The following is a 21238-nucleotide window of genomic DNA, read 5'->3' on the forward strand; positions in this document are numbered from 1 at the left end:
AGCGGCGGCATCAATAAACGTGCCGGGTGCCCCGCTTACGCATCGGGTCGAGCCATAAATTTTCGCTAACCAACTGATGTTAATCAGTTTTATTTATCTAACCATTGAATCCGCGGAAGTTGCCAAGTCACTCAGGCCGAATGTCAGGCAAGTTGTCCGAACAGTCAGGACTCAATCTGGTGCATCGATCTTTTTTCAATACTGCGCCTCAACCATAGACCATCCACAAGCGGCTGATTTCACATAGAAAATCTTGACCATATTTAGAACCTGTCAAGTGCGTCAAAATGGGGAGAGCCCTCACCATTTTGGTGATTTTCAGTTTTAATCATTAATTTTCAATAGGTTAAGCAAGCTATAAGCTTATAAAAAATATTCTTGCTCAATCGACAAACTGCAGCTAGCGTTTATTCTTGACAGCGCTGACAGGAATACACCGATTGGCGTCTGCTTCATATAAAACATTTAGAACCGGCATCAGTCGGTCAATGCCTGCGAGGAACTCGGAATGTCTCTGTTGATCCGTGGCGCCACCGTTATTACCCATGATGAAAGTTATCGCGCCGACGTCTATTGCGCCGACGGTGTGATCAAAGCCATCGGTGAAAACCTCGATGTTCCCGCCGATGCCGAAGTACTCGACGGCAGCGGCCAATACCTGATGCCCGGCGGCATCGACCCGCACACGCATATGCAGCTGCCCTTCATGGGCACGGTGGCCAGCGAAGACTTTTTCAGCGGCACCGCGGCGGGGCTTGCGGGCGGTACCACCTCGATCATCGACTTCGTGATTCCCAACCCGCAGCAATCGTTGATGGAAGCCTTTCATCAATGGCGCGGCTGGGCCGAAAAGTCGGCATCTGACTACGGTTTCCATGTCGCCATCACTTGGTGGAGCGAGCAGGTCCGCGAAGAAATGGCCGAGCTGGTCAGCCATCACGGGGTCAACAGCTTCAAGCATTTCATGGCCTACAAGAACGCGATCATGGCCGCCGACGATACGTTGGTGGCGAGTTTCGAGCGGTGTCTGGAATTAGGTGCAGTACCGACCGTGCACGCGGAAAACGGCGAGCTGGTCTATCACCTGCAACGCAAGTTGATGGCCCAGGGCCTGACCGGGCCGGAAGCGCATCCCCTGTCGCGCCCTTCGCAGGTGGAAGGTGAAGCCGCGAGCCGGGCGATCCGCATCGCCGAAACCCTCGGTACGCCGTTGTATCTGGTGCACGTCTCGACCAAGGAAGCCCTCGACGAAATCACCTACGCTCGCGCCAAGGGCCAACCGGTTTATGGCGAAGTACTGGCCGGGCATCTGCTGCTGGACGACAGCGTTTATCAACACCCGGATTGGCAGACCGCCGCCGGTTACGTGATGAGCCCGCCCTTCCGTCCTCGCGGCCATCAAGAGGCGCTTTGGCACGGCCTGCAAGCGGGCAACCTGCACACCACCGCCACCGACCATTGCTGCTTCTGCGCCGAGCAAAAAGCCGCCGGCCGTGACGACTTCAGCAAAATCCCGAACGGCACCGCCGGGATCGAAGACCGCATGGCGGTGCTCTGGGATGAAGGGGTCAACACCGGGCGTTTGTCGATGCAGCATTTTGTTGCCCTCACCTCTACCAACACCGCGAAAATCTTCAACCTCTACCCGCGCAAGGGTGCGATTCGTGTGGGTGCCGACGCCGACCTGGTGCTGTGGGATCCGCAAGGTACGCGGACGATTTCAGCCAAGACCCATCACCAGCAAGTCGACTTCAACATCTTCGAAGGCAAGACCGTACGCGGCGTGCCGAGCCACACCGTCAGCCAGGGTCGCGTGGTGTGGGCCGATGGCGATTTGCGCGCCGAGCGTGGTGCCGGTCGGTACGTCGAACGGCCGGCGTATCCGGCGGTGTTCGATTTGCTGAGCAAGCGGGCTGAGATGAATAAGCCGACGGCAGTGAAACGCTGAGCCGTACCCACGATCGTTCCCACGCTTTGCGTGGTAATGCAGCCCGGGACGCTCTGCGTCCCATTGGAACGCGGAGCGTCCCTTGAGGCATTCCCACGCAGAGCGTGGGAACGATCAGCCCATCAGAGGCAGAACCTCAAATAACCGTGAGGCCACCACCGTGATCAAGACTTTGAACCACCTCCCGCATCCCCATGAGGACGCGGCCGCCCTCGCCGGCCATTTCACCGATCTGGCGCCGCCGCTCAACGACCGTCAGGCCCATCTGGAAGCCTCGCGCTGTCTGTATTGCTACGACGCGCCCTGCGTGAATGCCTGCCCGAGCGACATCGATATTCCGTCGTTCATCCGCAATATCCATCAGGAAAACGTGCAGGGCGCGGCGCAAAAAATCCTCTCGGCGAACATCCTCGGCGGCAGTTGCGCCCGGGTCTGCCCGACGGAGATTCTTTGCCAGCAGGCCTGCGTGCGCAACAACGCCCAGGAATGCGCACCGGTGCTGATCGGCCTGCTGCAACGCTATGCCGTGGACAATGCCCATTTCAGCGAACACCCGTTCCAGCGTGCCGCCTCGACCGGCAAGCGCATCGCCGTGGTCGGTGCCGGCCCGGCGGGTTTGTCGTGTGCGCACCGCAGCGCCATGCACGGCCATGACGTGGTGATTTTCGAGGCCCGGGAAAAGGCTGGCGGCCTCAACGAATACGGGATCGCCAAGTACAAACTGGTGGACGATTACGCGCAGAAGGAGCTCGAATTCCTGATGGGGATTGGCGGGATCGAAATCCGCCACGGCCAGAAACTCGGCGAAAACCTGACCCTTAGCGAACTGCATCAGCAATTCGACGCGGTGTTCCTCGGCCTCGGCCTGGCCGCCAGCAAACAATTGGGACTGGCCCATGAGGAGGCCCCCGGCCTGCTCGCCGCCACCGAGTACATTCGCGAATTGCGCCAGGCCGATGACCTGACGCAACTGCCGCTGGCCGAGCACTGCATTGTCCTCGGTGCCGGCAATACCGCCATCGACATGGCCGTGCAAATGGCTCGCCTCGGCGCACGCGACGTGAATCTGGTGTACCGTCGCGGCGTCGAGGACATGGGCGCCACCGGGCACGAACAGGACATTGCCAAGGCCAATCAGGTGCGGCTGCTGACGTGGGCACAACCCGACGAAGTCCTGCTCGATGAGAAAGGCCAGGTGCGCGGCATGCGCTTTGCCCGCACCCGTTTGGTGGAAGGTCGACTGCAAACCACCGGCGAAACCTTCGAACTGGCCGCCGACGCGATCTTCAAAGCCATCGGCCAAACCTTCGACAACAGCGCCCTCGCCGATCCGCTGGCCCGTGAACTCAAGCGTCAGGGCGACCGCATCCTCGTCGACGAACAGCTGCGCACCAGCATTCCCGGCGTGTATGCCGGCGGCGATTGCACCAGCCTCGATCAGGACCTCACCGTGCAGGCCGTGCAGCACGGCAAGCTGGCCGCCGAGGCCATCAACGCCCAACTCATGCTTAACGTGGAGGCTGCGTAAATGGCCGATCTCTCGATTGTCTTCGCCGGCATCAAAGCCCCCAATCCGTTCTGGCTGGCCTCTGCGCCACCGACCGATAAAGCCTACAACGTGGTTCGCGCGTTCGAAGCCGGCTGGGGCGGTGTGGTCTGGAAAACCCTGGGTGAAGACCCGGCGGCGGTCAACGTATCGTCACGCTACTCGGCGCACTTCGGGGCCAATCGGGAGGTGCTTGGTTTCAACAACATTGAACTGATCACCGACCGTTCGCTGGAGATCAACCTGCGGGAAATCACCCAGGTCAAAAAGGACTGGCCGGATCGCGCGTTGATCGTGTCGCTGATGGTGCCCTGCGTCGAAGACTCGTGGAAAAACATCCTGCCGCTGGTGCAAGCCACCGGAGCCGATGGCATCGAACTGAATTTCGGCTGCCCCCACGGCATGCCGGAACGGGGCATGGGCGCGGCGGTCGGCCAGGTGCCGGAGTATGTCGAACAGGTCACCCGCTGGTGCAAGACGTATTGCTCATTGCCGGTGATCGTCAAACTCACGCCGAACATCACCGACATCCGTGTCGCCGCCCGTGCCGCTTACCGGGGCGGGGCCGATGCGGTGTCGCTGATCAACACCATCAACTCGATCACCAGCGTCAATCTGGAACGCATGGTCGCCAACCCTGTCGTGGGCAGCCAAAGCACCCATGGGGGCTATTGCGGCTCGGCGGTCAAGCCGATTGCCTTGAACATGGTCGCCGAAATCGCTCGCGATCCACAGACCCAGGGCCTGCCGATCTCGGGTATCGGTGGCATCGGCAGCTGGCGCGATGCGGCGGAATTCATCGCATTGGGCAGCGGTTCGGTGCAGGTGTGCACAGCGGCGATGCTGCATGGTTTCCGGATTGTCGAGGAGATGAAAGACGGTTTGTCCCGCTGGATGGACAGTCAGGGCTACGCCAGCGTGTCGGAATTTTCCGGGCGAGCGGTGGGCAATACCACGGACTGGAAGTACCTGGACATCAACTACCAGGTGATTGCGAAGATTGATCAGCAAGCGTGTATCGGCTGCGGACGCTGCCACATCGCTTGCGAAGACACCTCGCACCAGGCGATTGCGAGCCTTAAGCAGGCGGACGGGACGCATAAATATGAAGTGATCGATGATGAGTGCGTGGGCTGCAATCTGTGCCAGATCACGTGCCCGGTGCAAGATTGCATCGAGATGGTGCCGATGGAGAACGGCAAGCCGTTTCTGGACTGGAACCATGATCCGAGGAATCCGTACCACACCACCGTCTAACCGATCGTTCCCATGCTCCGCGGGAATGCAGCCCGGGACGCTCCGCGTCCCAAGAGCGGACGCAGAGCGTCCATTGAGGCATTCCCACGCAGAGCGTGGGAACGATCTGGTTACGGCTCCAACCCGATCCCTCGCAAGATCACGCTGGTCACCGTCTGCACCGCCCGCTCGAACTGCAAGTCCGACAGCGGCTGGTGATCATTAAGAATATTCACTTGGTGATCAAAGTCGGCGTAATGCTGGGTCGAGGCCCAGATCATGTACAGCAGGCAGGAAGGCTCCACCGGCAGGATGCGTTTGTCCTCCACCCACTGGCGAATTTTCGCTTCTTTCATCTTGGCCCAGTCGTACAGGCTGGCGTCCAGTTTCTCACCCAGCGTCGGCGCACCGTGGATGATTTCGTTGGCCCAGACTTTCGAGCCGTACGGTCGGCTGCGGGAATGGTTCATCTTGGCGCGGATGTAACTGCTGAGCACCACTCGCGGGTCATCGAACATCTCGAAGCACAAGGCATCCTGCTTCCACACTTCCAGCAAACCCAGCAAGACCGCGCTGTACAGCTCGCTCTTGGTGCTGAAGTAGTAATGCAGGTTGGAACGCGGCAATTGCACTTCGGCAGCGATGTCGGCCATGGCCGTGCTGCCGAAACCTTTTTCGGCAAAGACTTTTTCGGCCCCCAGCAGAATTTTTTCGACGTTACTGCGACGAATCTCGATCTTGTGATTGCCCATGAGGGCTCCCTGACAACAGCGTTGCTCAAGACTAGCATCCGCTCTGGATCGGGGCGACAGGGGAAAACGAAACTTCCTACGGTCGTCTTGCGGCTTGGTGACAGTCAATACTGAAGGGACAAGTCATCGTATAACTTGTGATTGACATTCCCTCAACGCCTCGCAAATAATCGCCGCCAATGTTGTACGACGACGTATAACAAAAATAAAAACAACAAAAAAACAACGGAGCGTTATCGTGAGCAGACTCGCCCGCAATTCCTTCGCCAGCACCCCTCGCCCCACCTTCGTCCGTCGCCATACGCTCAGCCTGATCGGTTGCAGCAGCCTGGCCTTCGTCCTGCCCATGACTAGCCAGGCCGAAGGTTTCGTCGATGACGCCAAGGCCACGCTGAACCTGCGTAACGCTTACATCAATCGCAACTTCACCAACCCGAACAATGCCCAGGGCAAGGCTGAAGAGTGGACGCAAAACTTCATCCTCGACGCCAGATCCGGATTCACCCCCGGCCCCGTCGGTTTCGGCGTGGATGTGCTCGGTCTGTACTCGCAGAAGCTCGACGGCGGTAAGGGTACGGGCGGTACGCAGTTGTTGCCGATTCATGATGACGGCCGCCCCGCGGACAATTTCGGCCGTCTGGGCGTGGCGCTGAAAGCCAAGGTGTCGAAAACCGAATTGAAGGTCGGGGAATGGATGCCGGTGCTGCCGATCCTGCGCTCCGATGATGGTCGCTCGCTGCCGCAAACCTTTCGCGGCGGCCAGGTCACCTCCACCGAACTCAGCGGCCTGACGCTCTACGGCGGCCAGTTCCGCGGCAACAGCCCGCGCAATGACGCGAGCATGGAAGATATGTCGATGAACGGCAGAGGCGCGTTCACCTCCGATCGCTTCAACTTTGGCGGCGGCGAATATGCGTTCAATGAAAAGCGCACTCAGGTCGGTGTCTGGTACGCGGAACTCAGCGACATTTATCAGCAGCAGTATTTCAACCTGAGCCACAGCCAGCCCCTCGGCGACTGGACCCTGGGCGCCAACCTCGGTTACTTCATCGGCAAGGAAGACGGCAACGCCCTGGCCGGTGACCTCGACAACAAAACCGCGTTTGCCTTGCTCTCGGCCAAATACGGCGGCAACACCTTCTATGTCGGCCTGCAAAAACTCAGCGGTGACAGCGCCTGGATGCGCGTCAACGGCACCAGCGGCGGCACGTTGGCCAACGACAGCTACAACGCCAGCTATGACAACGCCAGGGAACGCTCCTGGCAGGTGCGCCATGACTACAACTTCGTCGCCCTCGGCATTCCCGGCCTGACGCTGATGAACCGCTACATCAGCGGCGATAACGTGCACACCGGGGCGATCAGCGATGGCAAGGAATGGGGCCGTGAATCGGAACTGGCCTACACCGTGCAAAGCGGCGCGCTGAAGAGCCTCAACGTCAAATGGCGCAACGCGACCATCCGCCGCGATTTCAGTACCAATGAATTCGATGAGAACCGCATCTTTATCAGTTACCCGATTTCGTTGTTGTAAGGCGCGACGCCTGCGTTCAGCTGTAGCAGCTGTCGAGCTCGCGAGGCTGCGTTCGGCTGCGAAGCAGTCGCAAACCCTGAATGCATCGGTGTGTCTGACGGACCGCAGTGCCTGATTTTACGGCTGCTGCGCAGCCGAACGCAGGCTTCGCCAGCTGCTACAAAAGAGTGTCGCGAAATGCACTCACTGGATGAACATGACCCTCCGTCAATTTCAACCAAAGTCGCGTTGACAAGCGCCAGAAAGCCCAACAATATTCCACCAAGTCATACGACAACCTACAACAACCAATAACTATAAATTTTCTGTTCAGGTAATTACATGACGATCACATCCCCCTTCAATCGCCTGCTCCTGACCGGTGCCGCCGGTGGCCTCGGTAAAGTCCTGCGCGAGCGCCTGCGACCTTACGCCAACGTCCTCCGCCTGTCGGATATCGCCGACATGGCGCCAGCCATGGATGATCGCGAAGAAGTCGTGCCCTGCGACCTTGCCGACAAGCAAGCGGTGCATCAACTGGTGGAAGGCGTGGACGCCATCCTGCACTTCGGCGGCGTGTCGGTAGAACGTCCGTTCGAGGAGATTCTCGGCGCCAACATCTGCGGCGTGTTCCATATCTACGAAGCGGCCCGCCGTCACGGCGTGAAGCGGGTGATTTTCGCCAGTTCCAACCACGTCATCGGCTTTTACAAGCAGGACGAAACCCTCGACGCCCACTCCCCTCGCCGCCCGGATGGCTATTACGGTTTGTCCAAGTCCTATGGCGAAGACATGGCCAGTTTCTACTTCGATCGCTATGGCATCGAAACCGTCAGCATCCGCATCGGCTCTTCGTTCCCGGAACCACAGAACCGTCGAATGATGAGCACCTGGCTGAGCTTCGACGACATGACCCGACTGCTCGAACGCGCGTTGTACACCCCCAATGTCGGCCACACCGTGGTGTACGGCATGTCCGACAACAAGACCATCTGGTGGGACAACCGTTTCGCCGCACACCTGGTTTTTGCGCCACAGGACACGTCCGAAGTCTTCCGCGAAAAAATCGAAGCCCAACCCATGCCTGCCGAGGATGATCCGGCCCGGGTTTATCAGGGTGGCGCCTTTGTCGCGGCCGGGCCGTTCGGCGACTGAGCCCTCGCCAATCCCCCTAACAAACCAAGGGAATGCGTTGCCATGCAAGCCGAATTGATTGTCGATGCCCGCAATGCGGTCGGTGAAAGCCCGGTGTGGGTCCCCGAGGAAAACGCCCTGTACTGGGTCGATATTCCAGCTGGCGGGCTACAGCGCTGGAGCGCCGACAGCGGGCACGTTCACGCCTGGAAAGCCCCGCAAATGCTCGCCTGTGTCGCTCGTCACAGCGCGGGTGGCTGGGTCGCCGGCATGGAAAGCGGGTTCTTTCACCTGCAACCGCACAACGATGGCAGCCTCGACAGCGAACTATTGGCCCCCGTCGATCATGCCCGCCCCGGCATGCGCCTGAACGATGGCCGTTGTGATCGTCAGGGTCGTTTCTGGGCCGGCAGCATGGTGCTGGACATGGGCGCCAACGCCGCCGACGGCAGGCTTTATCGCTACAGCGCTGGACAGGCCGGGCCGCTCGATGCCTGGCTCAGCGGTTTCATCGTGCCCAACGGCCTGGCTTTCAGCCCGGACGGCAAGACGATGTACCTCTCCGATTCACACCCGAACGTGCAGCAGATCTGGGCCTTCGATTACGACATCGACAGCGGCATGCCGTCCAACCGTCGGCTGTTCGTCGACATGCATCACTTCCTTGGCCGCCCCGATGGCGCGGCAGTGGATGCCGACGGTTGCTATTGGATCTGCGCTAACGACGCCGGGCTGATTCACCGCTTCACCCCCGATGGCCGACTGGATCGTTCGCTTCCCGTGCCGGTGAAGAAACCGACCATGTGCGCCTTCGGTGGCAGCCAGCTCGACACCCTGTTTGTGACCTCGATCCGCCCCGCTGACGACCATGACGAACAGTCGCTGGCCGGCGGCGTGTTCGCCCTCGCCCCCGGCGCCAAAGGCTTGCCGGAACCGGTGTTCAACGTATTGCCGTAAACCCTCTGCTGCATCGCTGTGCCTTGAATAAAAACAACAAGACTGGAGACGCAACCCATGGCTTTCAAACGCACCTTGCTCGCCGCTGCACTTCCCATTACTGCAGCACTCAGCTTCACCCTCAGCAGCGCCGCCCAGGCGCTGGAAATCAAATTCGCCGACATTCATCCCGCCGGTTACCCGACCGTGGTCGCTGAAGAACAGCTGGGTAAAACCCTGGTCACCGACAGCAACGGCAAGCTGACTTTCAAGATGTTCGCTGGCGGTGTGCTCGGTTCGGAAAAAGAAGTCATCGAACAGGCTCAGGTCGGCGCCATTCAGATGGCCCGGGTCAGCCTTGGCATCGTCGGGCCGGTGGTGCCGGATGTAAACGTGTTCAACATGCCGTTCGTGTTCCGCGACCAGGCGCACATGCGCAAAGTCATCGACGGTGAGATTGGCGACGAGATCCTCGACAAGATCACCCACTCCGAATTCAACCTGGTCGCCCTGGCCTGGATGGACGGCGGCACGCGCAATATCTACACCAAGAAACCGGTACGCAGCCTCGCCGACCTCAAAGGCATGAAGATCCGCGTGCAAGGTAACCCGATGTTCATCGACACCATCAATGCCATGGGCGGCAATGGCATCGCGATGGACACCGGCGAGATCTTCAGTGCCTTGCAGACCGGGGTCATCGACGGCGCGGAAAACAACCCGCCGACCCTGCTCGAACACAACCACTACCAGAACGCCAAGTTCTACAGCCTGACCGGGCACCTGATCCTGCCCGAGCCAATCGTGATGTCGAAAATCACCTGGGAAAAACTCAGCCCCGACCAGCAAGTGCTGGTGAAGAAAGCCGCCAAAGCCGCACAGGCCCAGGAACGCATTCTGTGGGATGCGAAGTCGGCCAGCAGCGAAGAAAAACTCAAGGCTGCCGGCGTCGAGTTCATTACCGTCGACAAAAAACCTTTCCATGAAGCCACGGCGTCGGTGCGGGAAAAATACGGCGCACCTTACGCCGACCTGATCAAGCGCATCGAAGCGGTTCAGTAACCCTCCCTGTATTCATGAAAGGCCCGGCACCGTTGACGAGCGAATCGTCAGCGGCGCCCGGTTACGGTGAAATCCGATGAAGAATCTGCTGCTGCGCATCAACGACAGGATTTACATGACCTGCATCTGGGTCGCCGGCCTGTCGGTCCTGGCGATCTCCCTGATCATTCCCTGGGGCGTCTTCGCCCGTTACATCCTCGGCACCGGTTCCAGCTGGCCAGAGCCCACCGCGATCTTGCTGATGATGGTCTTCACTTTCATCGGCGCCGCCGCCAGTTATCGCGCCGGTGCGCACATGGCCGTGGCCATGCTCACCGACCGTATGGCCCCCGAACTGCGCAAAACCATGAGCCTCATTTCGCAACTGTTGATGGCGACCATTTGCCTGTTCATGGCCATCTGGGGCACCAAGCTCTGCATGTCCACCTGGAACCAGTTCATGAGCGCCTTGCCTACCTTGCGCGTGGGCATCACCTACATGCCGATCCCCGTAGGCGGTGTGCTGACGCTGATTTTTGTGCTGGAAAAACTCTTGCTCGGTGACCAGAGCAACCGTCGGGTCGTGCGTTTCGACCTGGTTGAAGAAAGCGAAGGTGCCGCCTAAATGGACGCTCTGATTTTGCTCGGCAGTTTTATCGCTTTGATCCTGATCGGCATGCCGGTCGCCTACGCCCTGGGGCTTTCCGCCCTGATCGGTGCGTGGTGGATCGACATTCCGTTCCAGGCGCTGATGATTCAGGTCGCGGGCGGCGTGAACAAATTCTCGTTGCTGGCGATTCCTTTCTTCGTGCTCGCCGGCGCGATCATGGCCGAGGGCGGCATGTCCCGCAGGCTGGTGGCATTTGCCGGGGTGCTGGTGGGGTTCGTGCGCGGCGGCTTGTCGCTGGTGAACATCATGGCCTCGACCTTCTTCGGGGCGATTTCCGGCTCTTCGGTGGCGGACACGGCATCGGTCGGTTCGGTGCTGATTCCGGAAATGGAACGTCGCGGCTATCCGCGGGACTTCTCCACCGCCGTGACAGTCAGCGGTTCAGTGCAAGCCCTGCTGACGCCACCCAGCCATAACTCAGTGCTGTACTCGCTGGCCGCTGGCGGGACCGTTTCGATCGCTTCGCTGTTCATGGCCGGCGTAGTGCCGGGCCTGATGATGAGCGCGTGCCTGATGGTGCTGTGCCTGATTTTCGCCAGAAAGCGCAACTACCCCAAGGGCGAAGTCATTCCCCTCAAGCAGGCGCTGAAAATCTGCGGTGAAGCGATGTGGGGCATGATGGCGATGGTCATCATTCTGGGCGGGATTCTCTCGGGCATCTTCACTGCCACCGAATCGGCGGCGATCGCGGTGCTGTGGTCATTCTTCGTCACCATGTTCATCTACCGCGACTACAAGTGGAGTGAGCTGCCCAAATTGATGCACCGCACGGTGCGCACGATCTCGATCGTGATGATCCTGATCGGTTTTGCCGCCAGCTTCGGCTATATCATGACGCTGATGCAGATCCCGGCGAAGATCACCACGATGTTCCTGACCCTGTCGGACAACCGTTACGTGATCCTGATGTGCATCAACGTGATGCTGCTGTTGCTCGGCACGGTGATGGACATGGCGCCACTGATCCTGATCCTCACGCCGATTCTGATGCCGGTGATTCTGGGCATTGGCGTGGACCCGGTGCAGTTCGGCATGATCATGCTGGTGAACCTGGGGATCGGCTTGATCACGCCGCCGGTGGGCGCGGTACTGTTTGTCGGCTCAGCGGTGGGCAAGGTCAGCATCGAAAGCACCGTGAAAGCGCTGCTGCCGTTCTACGGCGTGCTGTTTCTGGTACTGATGGCCGTGACCTACATTCCCGCCATTTCGCTGTGGTTGCCGCATTTGGTGTTGTGACCTCAAAAGATCGCAGCCTTCGGCAGCTCCTACAGAATTTGTGTTCCTCCGATATTTCACGGGTGTGCGCAATTCCAATGTAGGAGCTGCCGCAGGCTGCGATCTTTTCAACCATTCAACGCAGGGCGAAAATCATGACCCTCAACACCCTCGAACTGGAAGACGAACTCACCCGCCTCACCCTCGCCCCCGAACTCGGGGCGAGCATCGTCAACTGGACGGTACGCAGCACCGGCCAGGCGCTGTTGCGCCACACTGACCAGCACGCCTTGAACACCGGCCTGCCCGGCAAACTCGCCTGTTATCCCTTGGCGCCATGGTCGAACCGCATCGCCGAAGGCGGTTTCGAATGCCCCAATGGCTGGCTCGCGCTGACGCCCAACAGCCTCAGCGATCCGCTGCCGATCCATGGCAGCGCCTGGCAACAGCCGTGGCAGATCGTCTCCCACACCTGCAATGAAATCGTCCTGCAACTCGATAGCACCACGCCCTTCGCTTATCGCGCAAGGCAACGTTTCCATCTGAGCGAGGGCAAGCTGAGCATCGATTTGCAGGTCACCCATCTGGCTGAACACCCCGCCTGGCATGGGCTCGGTTTGCACCCTTATTTCCCGCGCACTGCTGGCACTCAGTTGCAGGCGCAGGCGCGACAGGTCTGGTTGTGCGACGGCGCAAAACTGCCGACCCGGCTCAGTTCGATTCCTGAGGAATGGGACTTCAGCCAGCCCCGGGCATTACCCGAAACACTGGTGGACAACGGCTTTTGCGCCTGGGACGGCCACTGCCTGATCCAGCAACCCGAGCTGGGTTATGAACTGGAATGCCAGGCCACCGGCAGCGACTACTACCTGCTTTACTGCCCCGCAGGCCTGGAGTTTTTCTGTATCGAACCGGTGAGCCATCCGGTCAACGCCCATCACTTGCCGGGGCGGCCCGGGTTGCGTTTGCTGGAGCAAGGTCAATCTGCCGGGCTGGGTTTCAGCCTGCGCTATCGCTACGTCAACAGCTGAGTCAGCACCGCGCGTAACTTGCCGGGCTTCACCGGTTTGTTCAGCAAAGGCGCTCCGAGGCGCTGCAATGAGCGCCGGCACTGGTCGGTGCGGTCGGCGGTGATGATCACCGCCGCAATCCTCTGGCTGAAATGCTCGCGCAAATGCCGAACCACTTCACAACCCACCACGCCGTGGTCCAGGTGATAGTCGGCCAGAATCAGTTCCGGCGCCTGTCCCTGCAAGGCCACCAGCGCGGTGGCTTCGTCGGTGGCGGTAATCACCTCGCAGCCCCACTGCCCGAGCAACGCGCTCATGCTTTCAAGAATGCTGACTTCATTATCCAGTACCAACAGCCGCCGGCCCGGCAACGGGTTACCGGTGCTCGGTTGCGGCGCGGCCTGACTGATCGGCAGTGGAATCTCCTGAGAAATCGGCACCTCGATGCTGAACATCGAACCGCGCCCCGGGCGCGAATGCACCTTGATTCTGTAGTCGAGGATCTTGGCGATGCGTTCGACTATCGCCAGTCCAAGGCCCACGCCCTTGCGATCGGCGGCACGCCCGACGTCCAGTTGGTTGAACTCCAGGAAGATCGATTCAAGACGATCCGCCGGAATGCCGCGCCCGGTGTCCCAGACTTCGATACGCAGCGCATCCCCCCGGCGTCGTGCCCCCAGCAGAATGCAGCCTTCGTCGGTGTAGCGGCAGGCATTGCTGAGGAAGTTGCGCAGGATTCGGGTCATCAGGCGCAAATCGGTATGAATGGCGTAATCGCCCATGTGCACCCGCAGCTTCAACCCGGCTGCCGCAGCCACCGATTGAAATTCCGAGACCAGCGGCGCGAACAATTCGTCGAGGCGGTACAGGGCAATGTCCGGCTTCACCGCAGCCTGATCGAGGCGGGAAATGTCCAGCAGATCGGTGAGCAAATCTTCCGCCCCTTCCAGCGCCTGATGCGTGCGCTCCACCAGCACTTGCTCGACGTCGGGCAGTTTGCGTTCGCGCAAGGTCGAGATCAGCAAACGCGCGGCGTTGAGCGGTTGCAGCAAGTCGTGACTGGCGGCGGCGAGGTATTTGTCCTTGCTGCGATTGGCCGCTTCGGCGGCATCACGGGCATCGCGCAAGGCTTCGGCGGCGTCCAGCAATTCGTTGGTGCGCGCGGTGACCCGTTGCTCCAGTTCGTCATTGAGTTGTTGCAGGCGCTGCTGAGCCAGTTTTCGCTCGGTGATGTCGGCGACGAAGCCCTCCACCAAACCTTCCTGATCCGGTTTGAGCAGCAGGTTCATCAACACATCGAGAACGCTGCCGTCCTTGCGTCGCAGCTGAGTTTCATAGCCCAGCAGGCTGCGCTCGCGCTGGAGGATTTCGCCGATGTTTTCCAGCTCTTGCGCCCCGCCAACGAACAGCGTGCCCGCCAGGTCCGTCAGGGAAAACAGAACCTCCTGCGGGTTCTGATAGCCGAGCATCCGCGCCAGCGCCGGGTTGGCAGCGCGCATGCCCTCCAGCAGGCTGGCCTGGAAGATTCCGTGGACCGCGTTTTCGAACAGCCATTTGTAGCGGTTGCGTTCGGTTTCCAGCTCATCCAGGCGCGCAGCCAGTTCCGGGTAATGACTCTTGCGCGCCGAATGGTTGCCTAACCCCAGTAACCCGGTCAGCGCCCGTTGTTGCTCGTCAGAGGGCTTCGCCATAGACGACCTCGACATCGCGCTGACTGGATTCGCGCGGGTTGGTCAGGATGCACGGGTCGTGCATGGCGTGTTGCGACAGGAACGGGATATCCGCGGTACTCACCCCGTGCAGGCCGAGGGTTTCGTGGAAGCCGATGGCGTGTTTGAGGGCGATCAGGTGGTCGACCAGCCGCCCGCAGATCTGCCGGTGATTGAGACCCCGGCAATCGATGCCCAAGGTCTCGGCAATCACCTTGAAGCGCTCCGGCGCCGAGCTGTAGTTGAACGCCACCACGTGTTCCACCAACACCGCATTGCACAGGCCGTGGGGCAGATCGAGGAAACCGCCGAGGCTGTGGGACATGGCGTGCACCGCGCCAAGAATCGCGTTGGAGAACGCCAGCCCGGCCTGCATGCTGCCGAGCATGATTTTCTCGCGCAGGGCGATGTCGCCTGGGTTGGCGATCATTTGCACCAGATTGCCGTTGATCAGCCGCATCGCCTCCAGCGCATGAGGGTCGGTGAGCGGCCCGTGACCGGTGGAGACAAAGGCTTCAATGGCGTGGACCAATGCATCGATGCCGGTACAGGCCGACAGGAACGGGTCCATGCTCAGGGTGGTTTCCGGATCGATCAGCGACACGTCCGGCACTGCGGCTTTGCTGACGATGGAGAACTTCATGCGTTCTTGCTGATTGGAGATGATCACGAACTGCGACACATCGGCCGACGTGCCGGCGGTGGTGGGGATCAGGATCAGCGGCGGGCTGGGCATGCGCAACATGTCCACGCCCTCGAATTCGAGGATGTTGCGCCCGTGGGCGACGACAATGCCAATGCCCTTGCCGCAGTCCATCGGGCTGCCGCCGCCGATCGCCACGATCACATCGCAGTGATTCTCCCGGTACAGCTCGGCACCGAGCATGACTTCTTCGATCCGTGGGTTGGGCGAAACGTCGCTGTACACAAAGAAATCAATGCCCAAGGCTTGCAGGCTGGCCTCGACATCGGCGACCCAACCGGCGGCAATCACACCGGGGTCGCTGACCACCAGCACTTTGCGGGCGCCGAAGGTCTTGGCGTAGTTACCGACGTTGTGCCGACAGCCGGCACCGAAGATGATTTCAGGCGAAACGAATTTACGCAGCTGGCTGAGATTCTGGCTCATTGGAAGCCTGTTTTTATTGTTTTGAAAGGTAAAGAACACACTAACGCATCCGGCTGCGAATGCAATCAGACCAATGGATAGCGAGCGAGCGCGGGTTGCTCCTCCAATTCTGTATTCACTGAAAATCCCTGTGGGAGCGGGCTTTTGTGGCGAGGGGGCTTGCCCCCGTTGGACTGCGTAGCAGTCCCGGAGCGTCTGGTTTTGGGGCCGCTTCGCGACCCAACGGGGGCAAGCCCCCTTGCCACAGAAGCTCGCTCAGGGGATTTGTGTTCATCACTCATCCGCGATAGATCAGCCGCGAAGCCTTTTCATTGCGCAAGGTCAGGTGTTCCATGCCCTGTCCCGGTGCGTCGGCTTCGTCCCGGGCCTTGAGAATAACGTCGTGGTGCGGTGACTTGCTGCACACCGGATCAGCGTTACTTGCGTCCCCCGTGAGCATGAACGCCTGGCATCGGCAGCCACCGAGGTCCTTGTGCTTTTCATCGCAGGAGCGGCACGGCTCTTTCATCCAGTCATCGCCGCGAAAACGGTTGAAACCCAAGGAATCGTTCCAGATGTGCGCGATGCTGTGCTCGCGCACGTTGGGAAACTGCACCGGCAACTGGCGGGCGCTATGACACGGCAACGCCGTGCCGTCCGGGGTGATGTCGAGAAACAGGTTGGCCCAGCCATTCATGCAGGTCTTGGGGCGTTCTTCGTAGTAATCCGGGGTGACGAAAATCAGCTTGCACGGGTGGCCCTCGGCCTCAAGCCGCTGGCGGTATTCATTGGTAATGCTCTCGGCGCGCTGCAATTGTTCGCGGGTCGGCAACAGGCCGATGCGGTTGAGTTCGGCCCAACCGTAGAACTGGCACGTGGCCAATTCGACGAAATCCGCCTCCAATTCCAGGCACAGTTCGATGATTTGCGCGATCTGGTCGATGTTGTGCCGATGGGTGACGAAGTTCAGCACCATCGGGTAGCCCTGGGCTTTCACCGCCCGGGCCATGGCCAGTTTCTGGGCGAAGGCCTTGCGCGAGCCGGCGAGCAGATTGTTCACCTGTTCGTCGGCGGCCTGAAAGCTGATCTGGATATGGTCCAGCCCGGCGACTTTGAAGTCGCGGACCTTCTGTTCGGTCAGGCCGATACCCGAAGTGATCAGATTGGTGTAGTAGCCCATGTCCCGCGCGGCCTTGATCAGCTCGGCCAAGTCCTGGCGCACCAACGGCTCGCCACCGGAAAAACCCAGTTGCGCAGCGCCCATCTCCCGCGCCTCGCGGAACACCCGTATCCATTCTTCTGTGCTCAACTCCTGGCCCTGTTGGGCGAAATCCAGCGGGTTGGAGCAATACGGGCATTGTAACGGGCAGCGATAGGTCAGCTCCGCCAGCAACCACAACGGTGGCCCGGGTGGCTGTTCGATCGGGTTCACAAGACGATCCCCCGGTGCCAGACCCGCTCGGTGGTGACGGTGTGATACGGCGGGCGATCCAGTTCGTAGGCCATGCTCATCGCGTCGAGCATGCTCCACAGCACATCGAGCTTGAACTGCAGAATCTCCAGCATGCGTTGCTGGCCTTCGACCGTCACGTAGTGCGCCAGGGTGATGCGCAAACCATGCTCGACATCGCGCCGGGCCTGGCTCAGCCGTGTACGGAAATAGTCGTAACCGGCCGGGTCGATCCATGGGTAATGGGTGGGCCAGGCGTCGAGCCGGGACTGATGAATCTGTGGTGCGAACAGTTCGGTCAGCGAGCTGCTGGCCGCTTCTTGCCAGCACGCACGACGGGCGAAATTGACGTAGGCGTCCACGGCGAAACGCACGCCAGGCAGCACCAGTTCTTGCGAGAGAATTTGTTCGCGCCCCAGCCCCACGGCTTCGCCCAATCGTAGCCACGCTTCGATGCCGCCTTCACTGCCGGGGATGCCGTCATGGTCGAGGATCCGTTGCAGCCATTCCCGGCGCACGTCGCGGTCCGGGCAGTTGGCGAGGATGGCGGCATCCTTGAGCGGGATGTTCACTTGGTAATAGAAGCGATTGGCGACCCAACCCTGAATCTGCTCGCGAGTGGCACGCCCGGCGTACATGGCTTGGTGGAAGGGGTGATGGATGTGGTAATAGGCGCCTTTGGCGCGCAACGCCTGTTCGAACTCGGCGGGGGTCATGGGCGTGTCAGTCATTGCGGTTCTCCGGGGAATAACCGTTGGGTTCTGCGGTGTCTGGTCTGGCCTCATCGCGGGCAAGCCCGCTCCCACAGGGTTTTGTGTACACCGCAGATCCTTGTGGGAGCGGGCTTGCCCGCGATGGGGCCATCCGCTTACAGCTCAATACTCATGCCGTCATAAGCCACTTCAATCCCGCGCCGCTCCAGCAACGCGCGCTCGGCCGAGTCTTCATCGAGGATCGGGTTGGTGTTGTTGATGTGGATCAGCACCTTGCGCTGGCGATTGAAGCCCTCCAGCACGTCAAGCATGCCGCCGGGGCCGCTTTGCGGCAGGTGACCCATTTCGCTGCCCAGGCTCTGGCCGACTTCGCACACGCGCATTTCATCGTCGCGCCACAGCGTGCCGTCCAGCAGCAGGCAATCGGCGCGTTGCATCCAGCTCAAGACCTCGGCGTCGATTTGCCCCAGCCCCGGCGCGTAGAAAACCGATGCACCACTGCGCAGGTCTTCGATGAACAGGCCGATGGTGTCGCCCGGCTGCGGGTTGCCGCGGTTGGGGGAATACGGCGGTGCATTGCTGACCAACGCAATCGCGCGAAATTGCAGGTGTGGGCAGGCCGCGATACTGAACGGCTCGCGATCCAGTCCGATGGGTTGCCACTGCAAGCCACCGTTCCAGTGTTTGAGCATGGTGAACAAGGGAAAGCCGCTGCTCAGGTCTTGATGAACCCGCTCGGTGCACCAGACCGCATGCGGGCAGCCTTCGCGCAAGCTCAACAGACCGGTGCAATGGTCGATCTGACTGTCCAGCAGCACGACACCGGCAATCGCCGTGTCACGCAAGCGTCGGGCCGGCTGCATGGCTGGAAAGCTTTCAAGTTGTGCGCGAATGTCCGGTGAAGCATTGCAGAGCACCCACTCCACACCGTCGTCACTCAGGGCAATGGAGGACTGCGTGCGGCGTTGCGCGCGCAGGTTGCCGTTGCGCATCGCGGCGCATTGACGGCAGTTGCAGTTCCATTGCGGAAAACCGCCGCCAGCGGCGGAACCGAGAACGCGGATGTGCATGGATGCCTCCAGAAGGCAGGCCCGGCCAACGCGACGGCTGACCGGGCAATCAAATCAACGGTTGGCGAAATACATCGTCACTTCGAAGCCAATGCGCAGATCGGTAAACGCGGGTTTATTCCACATGGGTCAATCCTCTTCTTGTGCCGGACGATTCCGGTAAAGCCATTAATGCACGAGGGTTGAGATGACCGAATGCTACTTTCGAAGGAGGTTGCGGGGTGCGTTGGTAGGGGGTATTGCGCAGATCTTTAGCACCACACAAAACCTTGTGGGAGCGGGCTTATGTGGCGAGGGGGCTTGCCCCCGTTGGGTCGCGGAGCGGCCCCAAAACCAGAAGTTCCGGGACTGCTACGCAGTCCAACGGGGGCAAGCCCCCTCGCCACATAAGCCCGCTCCCACAGGTTTCAATGGTGTTCTTGCGGGTTAGAAGAACCCCAGCGGATTGATGTCGTAGCTCACCAGCAGGTTTTTGGTCTGTTGGTAATGGTCAAGCATCATCTTGTGGTTCTCACGGCCGACACCGGACTTCTTGTAGCCACCGAACGCGGCGTGGGCCGGGTACAGGTGGTAGCAGTTGGTCCAGACGCGCCCGGCCTTGATCGCCCGGCCCACGCGGTAGGCGCGGTTGATGTCGCGGGTCCACAGGCCGGCACCGAGGCCAAACTCGCTGTCGTTGGCAATCGCCAGGGCTTCGGCTTCGTCCTTGAAGGTGGTGATTCCCACCACCGGGCCGAAGATTTCTTCCTGGAACACACGCATCTTGTTGTGGCCCTTGAGCAGGGTCGGCTGGATGTAATAGCCGCTCGACAAGTCGCCCTCAAGACGCTCGGCCGCGCCGCCGGTAAGCAGCTCGGCGCCCTCCTCCTGAGCGATTTTCAGGTACGAGAGAATCTTGTCGTATTGCTGCTCGGACGCCTGGGCGCCGACCATGGTCTCGGTGTCCAGCGGGTTGCCGCGCTTGATCTTGACGATCTTCTTCATCACCTCGGCCATGAATGGCTCGTAGATCGATTCCTGCACCAGCGCCCGGGACGGACAGGTGCAGACTTCGCCCTGGTTGAAGAACGCCAGCACCAGGCCTTCGGCGGCTTTCTCGATGAACTGCGGCTCGGCGTTCATGATGTCTTCGAAGAAAATGTTCGGCGACTTGCCGCCCAGTTCAACGGTGCTCGGAATGATGTTCTCGGCGGCGCAATGCATGATGTGCGCACCGATCGGGGTGGAACCGGTGAAGGCGATTTTGGCGATACGCTTGCTGGTGGCCAGCGCCTCACCGGCTTCGCGACCGAAGCCCTGGACGATGTTCAGCACGCCGGCCGGCAGCAAGTCGGCGATCAGCTCGGCGAACACCATGATCGACAGCGGCGTTTGTTCGGCGGGTTTGAGCACGATGCAGTTGCCGGCCGCCAGGGCCGGGGCGAGTTTCCAGGCGGCCATCAGCAGCGGGAAGTTCCACGGGATGATCTGCCCGACCACGCCCAGCGGTTCGTGGAAGTGATAGGCGGTGGTCAGTTCGTTGATCTCGGCGGCGCCGCCTTCCTGAGCGCGGATGCAACCGGCGAAGTAACGGAAATGGTCGGCGGCCAAAGGCACGTCGGCGTTGAGGGTTTCACGCACGGCCTTGCCGTTGTCCCAGGTTTCGGTGACGGCGAGGATTTCCAGGTTCTGCTCGATGCGGTCGGCGATTTTCAGCAGCACCAATGAGCGATCCTGCGCCGAGGTTTTGCCCCAGGCATCAGCGGCGGCATGGGCGGCGTCGAGGGCTTTCTCGATGTCGGCGGCGCTGGAGCGCGGGAACTCGGCAATCACTTCACCGGTGACCGGTGAGGTGTTGGTGAAGTACTCGCCGTTGATTGGGGCAACGAATTCGCCGCCGATGAAATTGCCGTAGCGCGGTTTGAAGGTAACGACGGCGCCGGGTGTTCCGGGTTGTGCGTAGATCATGGTGGGCCTCTGTCTGGGTCGATGCCTGTCAGGCCAACAGGCGATGAACCGATAGTAGAGAGCCCCGCCTGCCAGACGAATGCGCCGTTGGCAGGGGGATTCTCGTTATTTGGTAGTAGGTTCAGGTGATCCTTGTGGCGAGGGGGCTTGCCCCCGTTGGGTCGCGAAGCGGCCCCCAGCATTTTTCCAGACTCACCGAGTTGCCTGGATTTACGACTGCTGCGCAGCCGAACGGGGGCA

The 21238-nt window shown here is 60.5% G+C and carries 18 protein-coding genes; 10 read left to right on the top strand and 8 right to left on the bottom strand.

Annotated features, from left to right (window positions below; all coding sequences use genetic code 11):
• Window positions 1–508 precede the first annotated feature (508 nt).
• From hydA to preA, 3 genes are all read left to right on the top strand, one after another.
• Window positions 509–1948 carry a dihydropyrimidinase gene (gene hydA / locus FHW68_RS01130; RefSeq protein ID WP_183678227.1) on the top strand — a complete coding sequence of 480 codons (1440 nt, stop codon included), beginning with the start codon at window positions 509–511 and terminating at the stop codon, window positions 1946–1948.
• A 160-nt stretch (window positions 1949–2108) separates the two neighbouring features.
• Window positions 2109–3476: an NAD(P)-dependent oxidoreductase gene (locus FHW68_RS01135; RefSeq protein WP_183678229.1), complete on the top strand. Its 1368-nt coding sequence runs from the start codon at window positions 2109–2111 to the stop codon at window positions 3474–3476.
• Window positions 3477–4751: an NAD-dependent dihydropyrimidine dehydrogenase subunit PreA gene (preA, locus tag FHW68_RS01140; protein ID WP_095634814.1), complete on the top strand. Its 1275-nt coding sequence runs from the start codon at window positions 3477–3479 to the stop codon at window positions 4749–4751.
• Between the two features lie 110 nt (window positions 4752–4861).
• Here preA and FHW68_RS01145 read toward each other — a convergent pair whose 3' ends face one another.
• Window positions 4862–5482, bottom strand: a complete 621-nt coding sequence (locus tag FHW68_RS01145; RefSeq protein ID WP_095634813.1) for a TetR/AcrR family transcriptional regulator — start codon at window positions 5480–5482, stop codon at window positions 4862–4864.
• A 238-nt stretch (window positions 5483–5720) separates the two neighbouring features.
• Here FHW68_RS01145 and FHW68_RS01150 point away from each other — a divergent pair, with 238 nt between their 5' ends.
• The 7 genes from FHW68_RS01150 (at window position 5721) to FHW68_RS01180 (ending at window position 13022) form a co-directional block, all read left to right on the top strand.
• On the top strand, window positions 5721–7016 hold the full coding sequence (locus FHW68_RS01150; protein ID WP_183678231.1) for an OprD family porin: 1296 nt from the start codon (window positions 5721–5723) through the stop codon (window positions 7014–7016).
• A 321-nt stretch (window positions 7017–7337) separates the two neighbouring features.
• A complete protein-coding gene (locus tag FHW68_RS01155) occupies window positions 7338–8150 on the top strand; it encodes an NAD(P)-dependent oxidoreductase (protein WP_095634811.1) in 813 nt (270 codons plus the stop codon).
• A 42-nt stretch (window positions 8151–8192) separates the two neighbouring features.
• The gene (locus FHW68_RS01160; RefSeq protein ID WP_183678233.1) at window positions 8193–9086 is read left to right on the top strand and encodes an SMP-30/gluconolactonase/LRE family protein; all 894 of its coding nucleotides are present in this window, start codon (window positions 8193–8195) and stop codon (window positions 9084–9086) included.
• A gap of 57 nt (window positions 9087–9143) precedes the next feature.
• Entirely contained in the window at window positions 9144–10127 is a 984-nt protein-coding gene (locus FHW68_RS01165; RefSeq protein ID WP_095634809.1) for a TRAP transporter substrate-binding protein, read from the top strand.
• Window positions 10128–10203: 76 nt separating this feature from the next.
• The gene (locus tag FHW68_RS01170; protein ID WP_095634808.1) at window positions 10204–10731 is read left to right on the top strand and encodes a TRAP transporter small permease; all 528 of its coding nucleotides are present in this window, start codon (window positions 10204–10206) and stop codon (window positions 10729–10731) included.
• On the top strand, window positions 10732–12012 hold the full coding sequence (locus FHW68_RS01175) for a TRAP transporter large permease (RefSeq protein WP_095634807.1): 1281 nt from the start codon (window positions 10732–10734) through the stop codon (window positions 12010–12012).
• 134 nt (window positions 12013–12146) lie between these two features.
• Entirely contained in the window at window positions 12147–13022 is an 876-nt protein-coding gene (locus FHW68_RS01180; RefSeq protein WP_183678235.1) for an aldose 1-epimerase, read from the top strand.
• Here FHW68_RS01180 and FHW68_RS01185 read toward each other — a convergent pair.
• The 7 genes from FHW68_RS01185 to FHW68_RS01215 form a co-directional block, all read right to left on the bottom strand.
• Window positions 13007–14692 (bottom strand): NahK/ErcS family hybrid sensor histidine kinase/response regulator, encoded by a 1686-nt coding sequence (locus FHW68_RS01185; RefSeq protein WP_095634805.1) that lies wholly within the window; start codon window positions 14690–14692, stop codon window positions 13007–13009. The genes FHW68_RS01180 and FHW68_RS01185 overlap by 16 nt on opposite strands.
• Entirely contained in the window at window positions 14676–15839 is a 1164-nt protein-coding gene (ercA, locus tag FHW68_RS01190) for an alcohol dehydrogenase-like regulatory protein ErcA (RefSeq protein WP_095634804.1), read from the bottom strand. The genes FHW68_RS01185 and ercA overlap by 17 nt, the downstream gene beginning before the upstream one ends.
• Before the next feature lie 277 nt (window positions 15840–16116).
• On the bottom strand, window positions 16117–17250 hold the full coding sequence (gene pqqE / locus FHW68_RS01195) for a pyrroloquinoline quinone biosynthesis protein PqqE (protein ID WP_183678237.1): 1134 nt from the start codon (window positions 17248–17250) through the stop codon (window positions 16117–16119).
• Window positions 17247–17999: a pyrroloquinoline-quinone synthase PqqC gene (gene pqqC, locus FHW68_RS01200; protein ID WP_095634802.1), complete on the bottom strand. Its 753-nt coding sequence runs from the start codon at window positions 17997–17999 to the stop codon at window positions 17247–17249. Before pqqC ends, pqqE begins: the two co-directional genes overlap by 4 nt.
• A gap of 137 nt (window positions 18000–18136) precedes the next feature.
• Complete coding sequence (pqqB, locus tag FHW68_RS01205) at window positions 18137–19051, bottom strand: pyrroloquinoline quinone biosynthesis protein PqqB (protein ID WP_095634801.1); 915 nt, start codon at window positions 19049–19051, stop codon at window positions 18137–18139.
• A 54-nt stretch (window positions 19052–19105) separates the two neighbouring features.
• Entirely contained in the window at window positions 19106–19177 is a 72-nt protein-coding gene (gene pqqA / locus FHW68_RS01210; protein ID WP_010455123.1) for a pyrroloquinoline quinone precursor peptide PqqA, read from the bottom strand.
• 300 nt (window positions 19178–19477) lie between these two features.
• Complete coding sequence (locus FHW68_RS01215; RefSeq protein ID WP_095634800.1) at window positions 19478–20998, bottom strand: aldehyde dehydrogenase family protein; 1521 nt, start codon at window positions 20996–20998, stop codon at window positions 19478–19480.
• Between the last annotated feature and the right edge of the window lie 240 nt (window positions 20999–21238).

Source organism: Pseudomonas sp. Tn43, from assembly GCF_014192635.1.
Lineage (GTDB): Bacteria > Pseudomonadota > Gammaproteobacteria > Pseudomonadales > Pseudomonadaceae > Aquipseudomonas.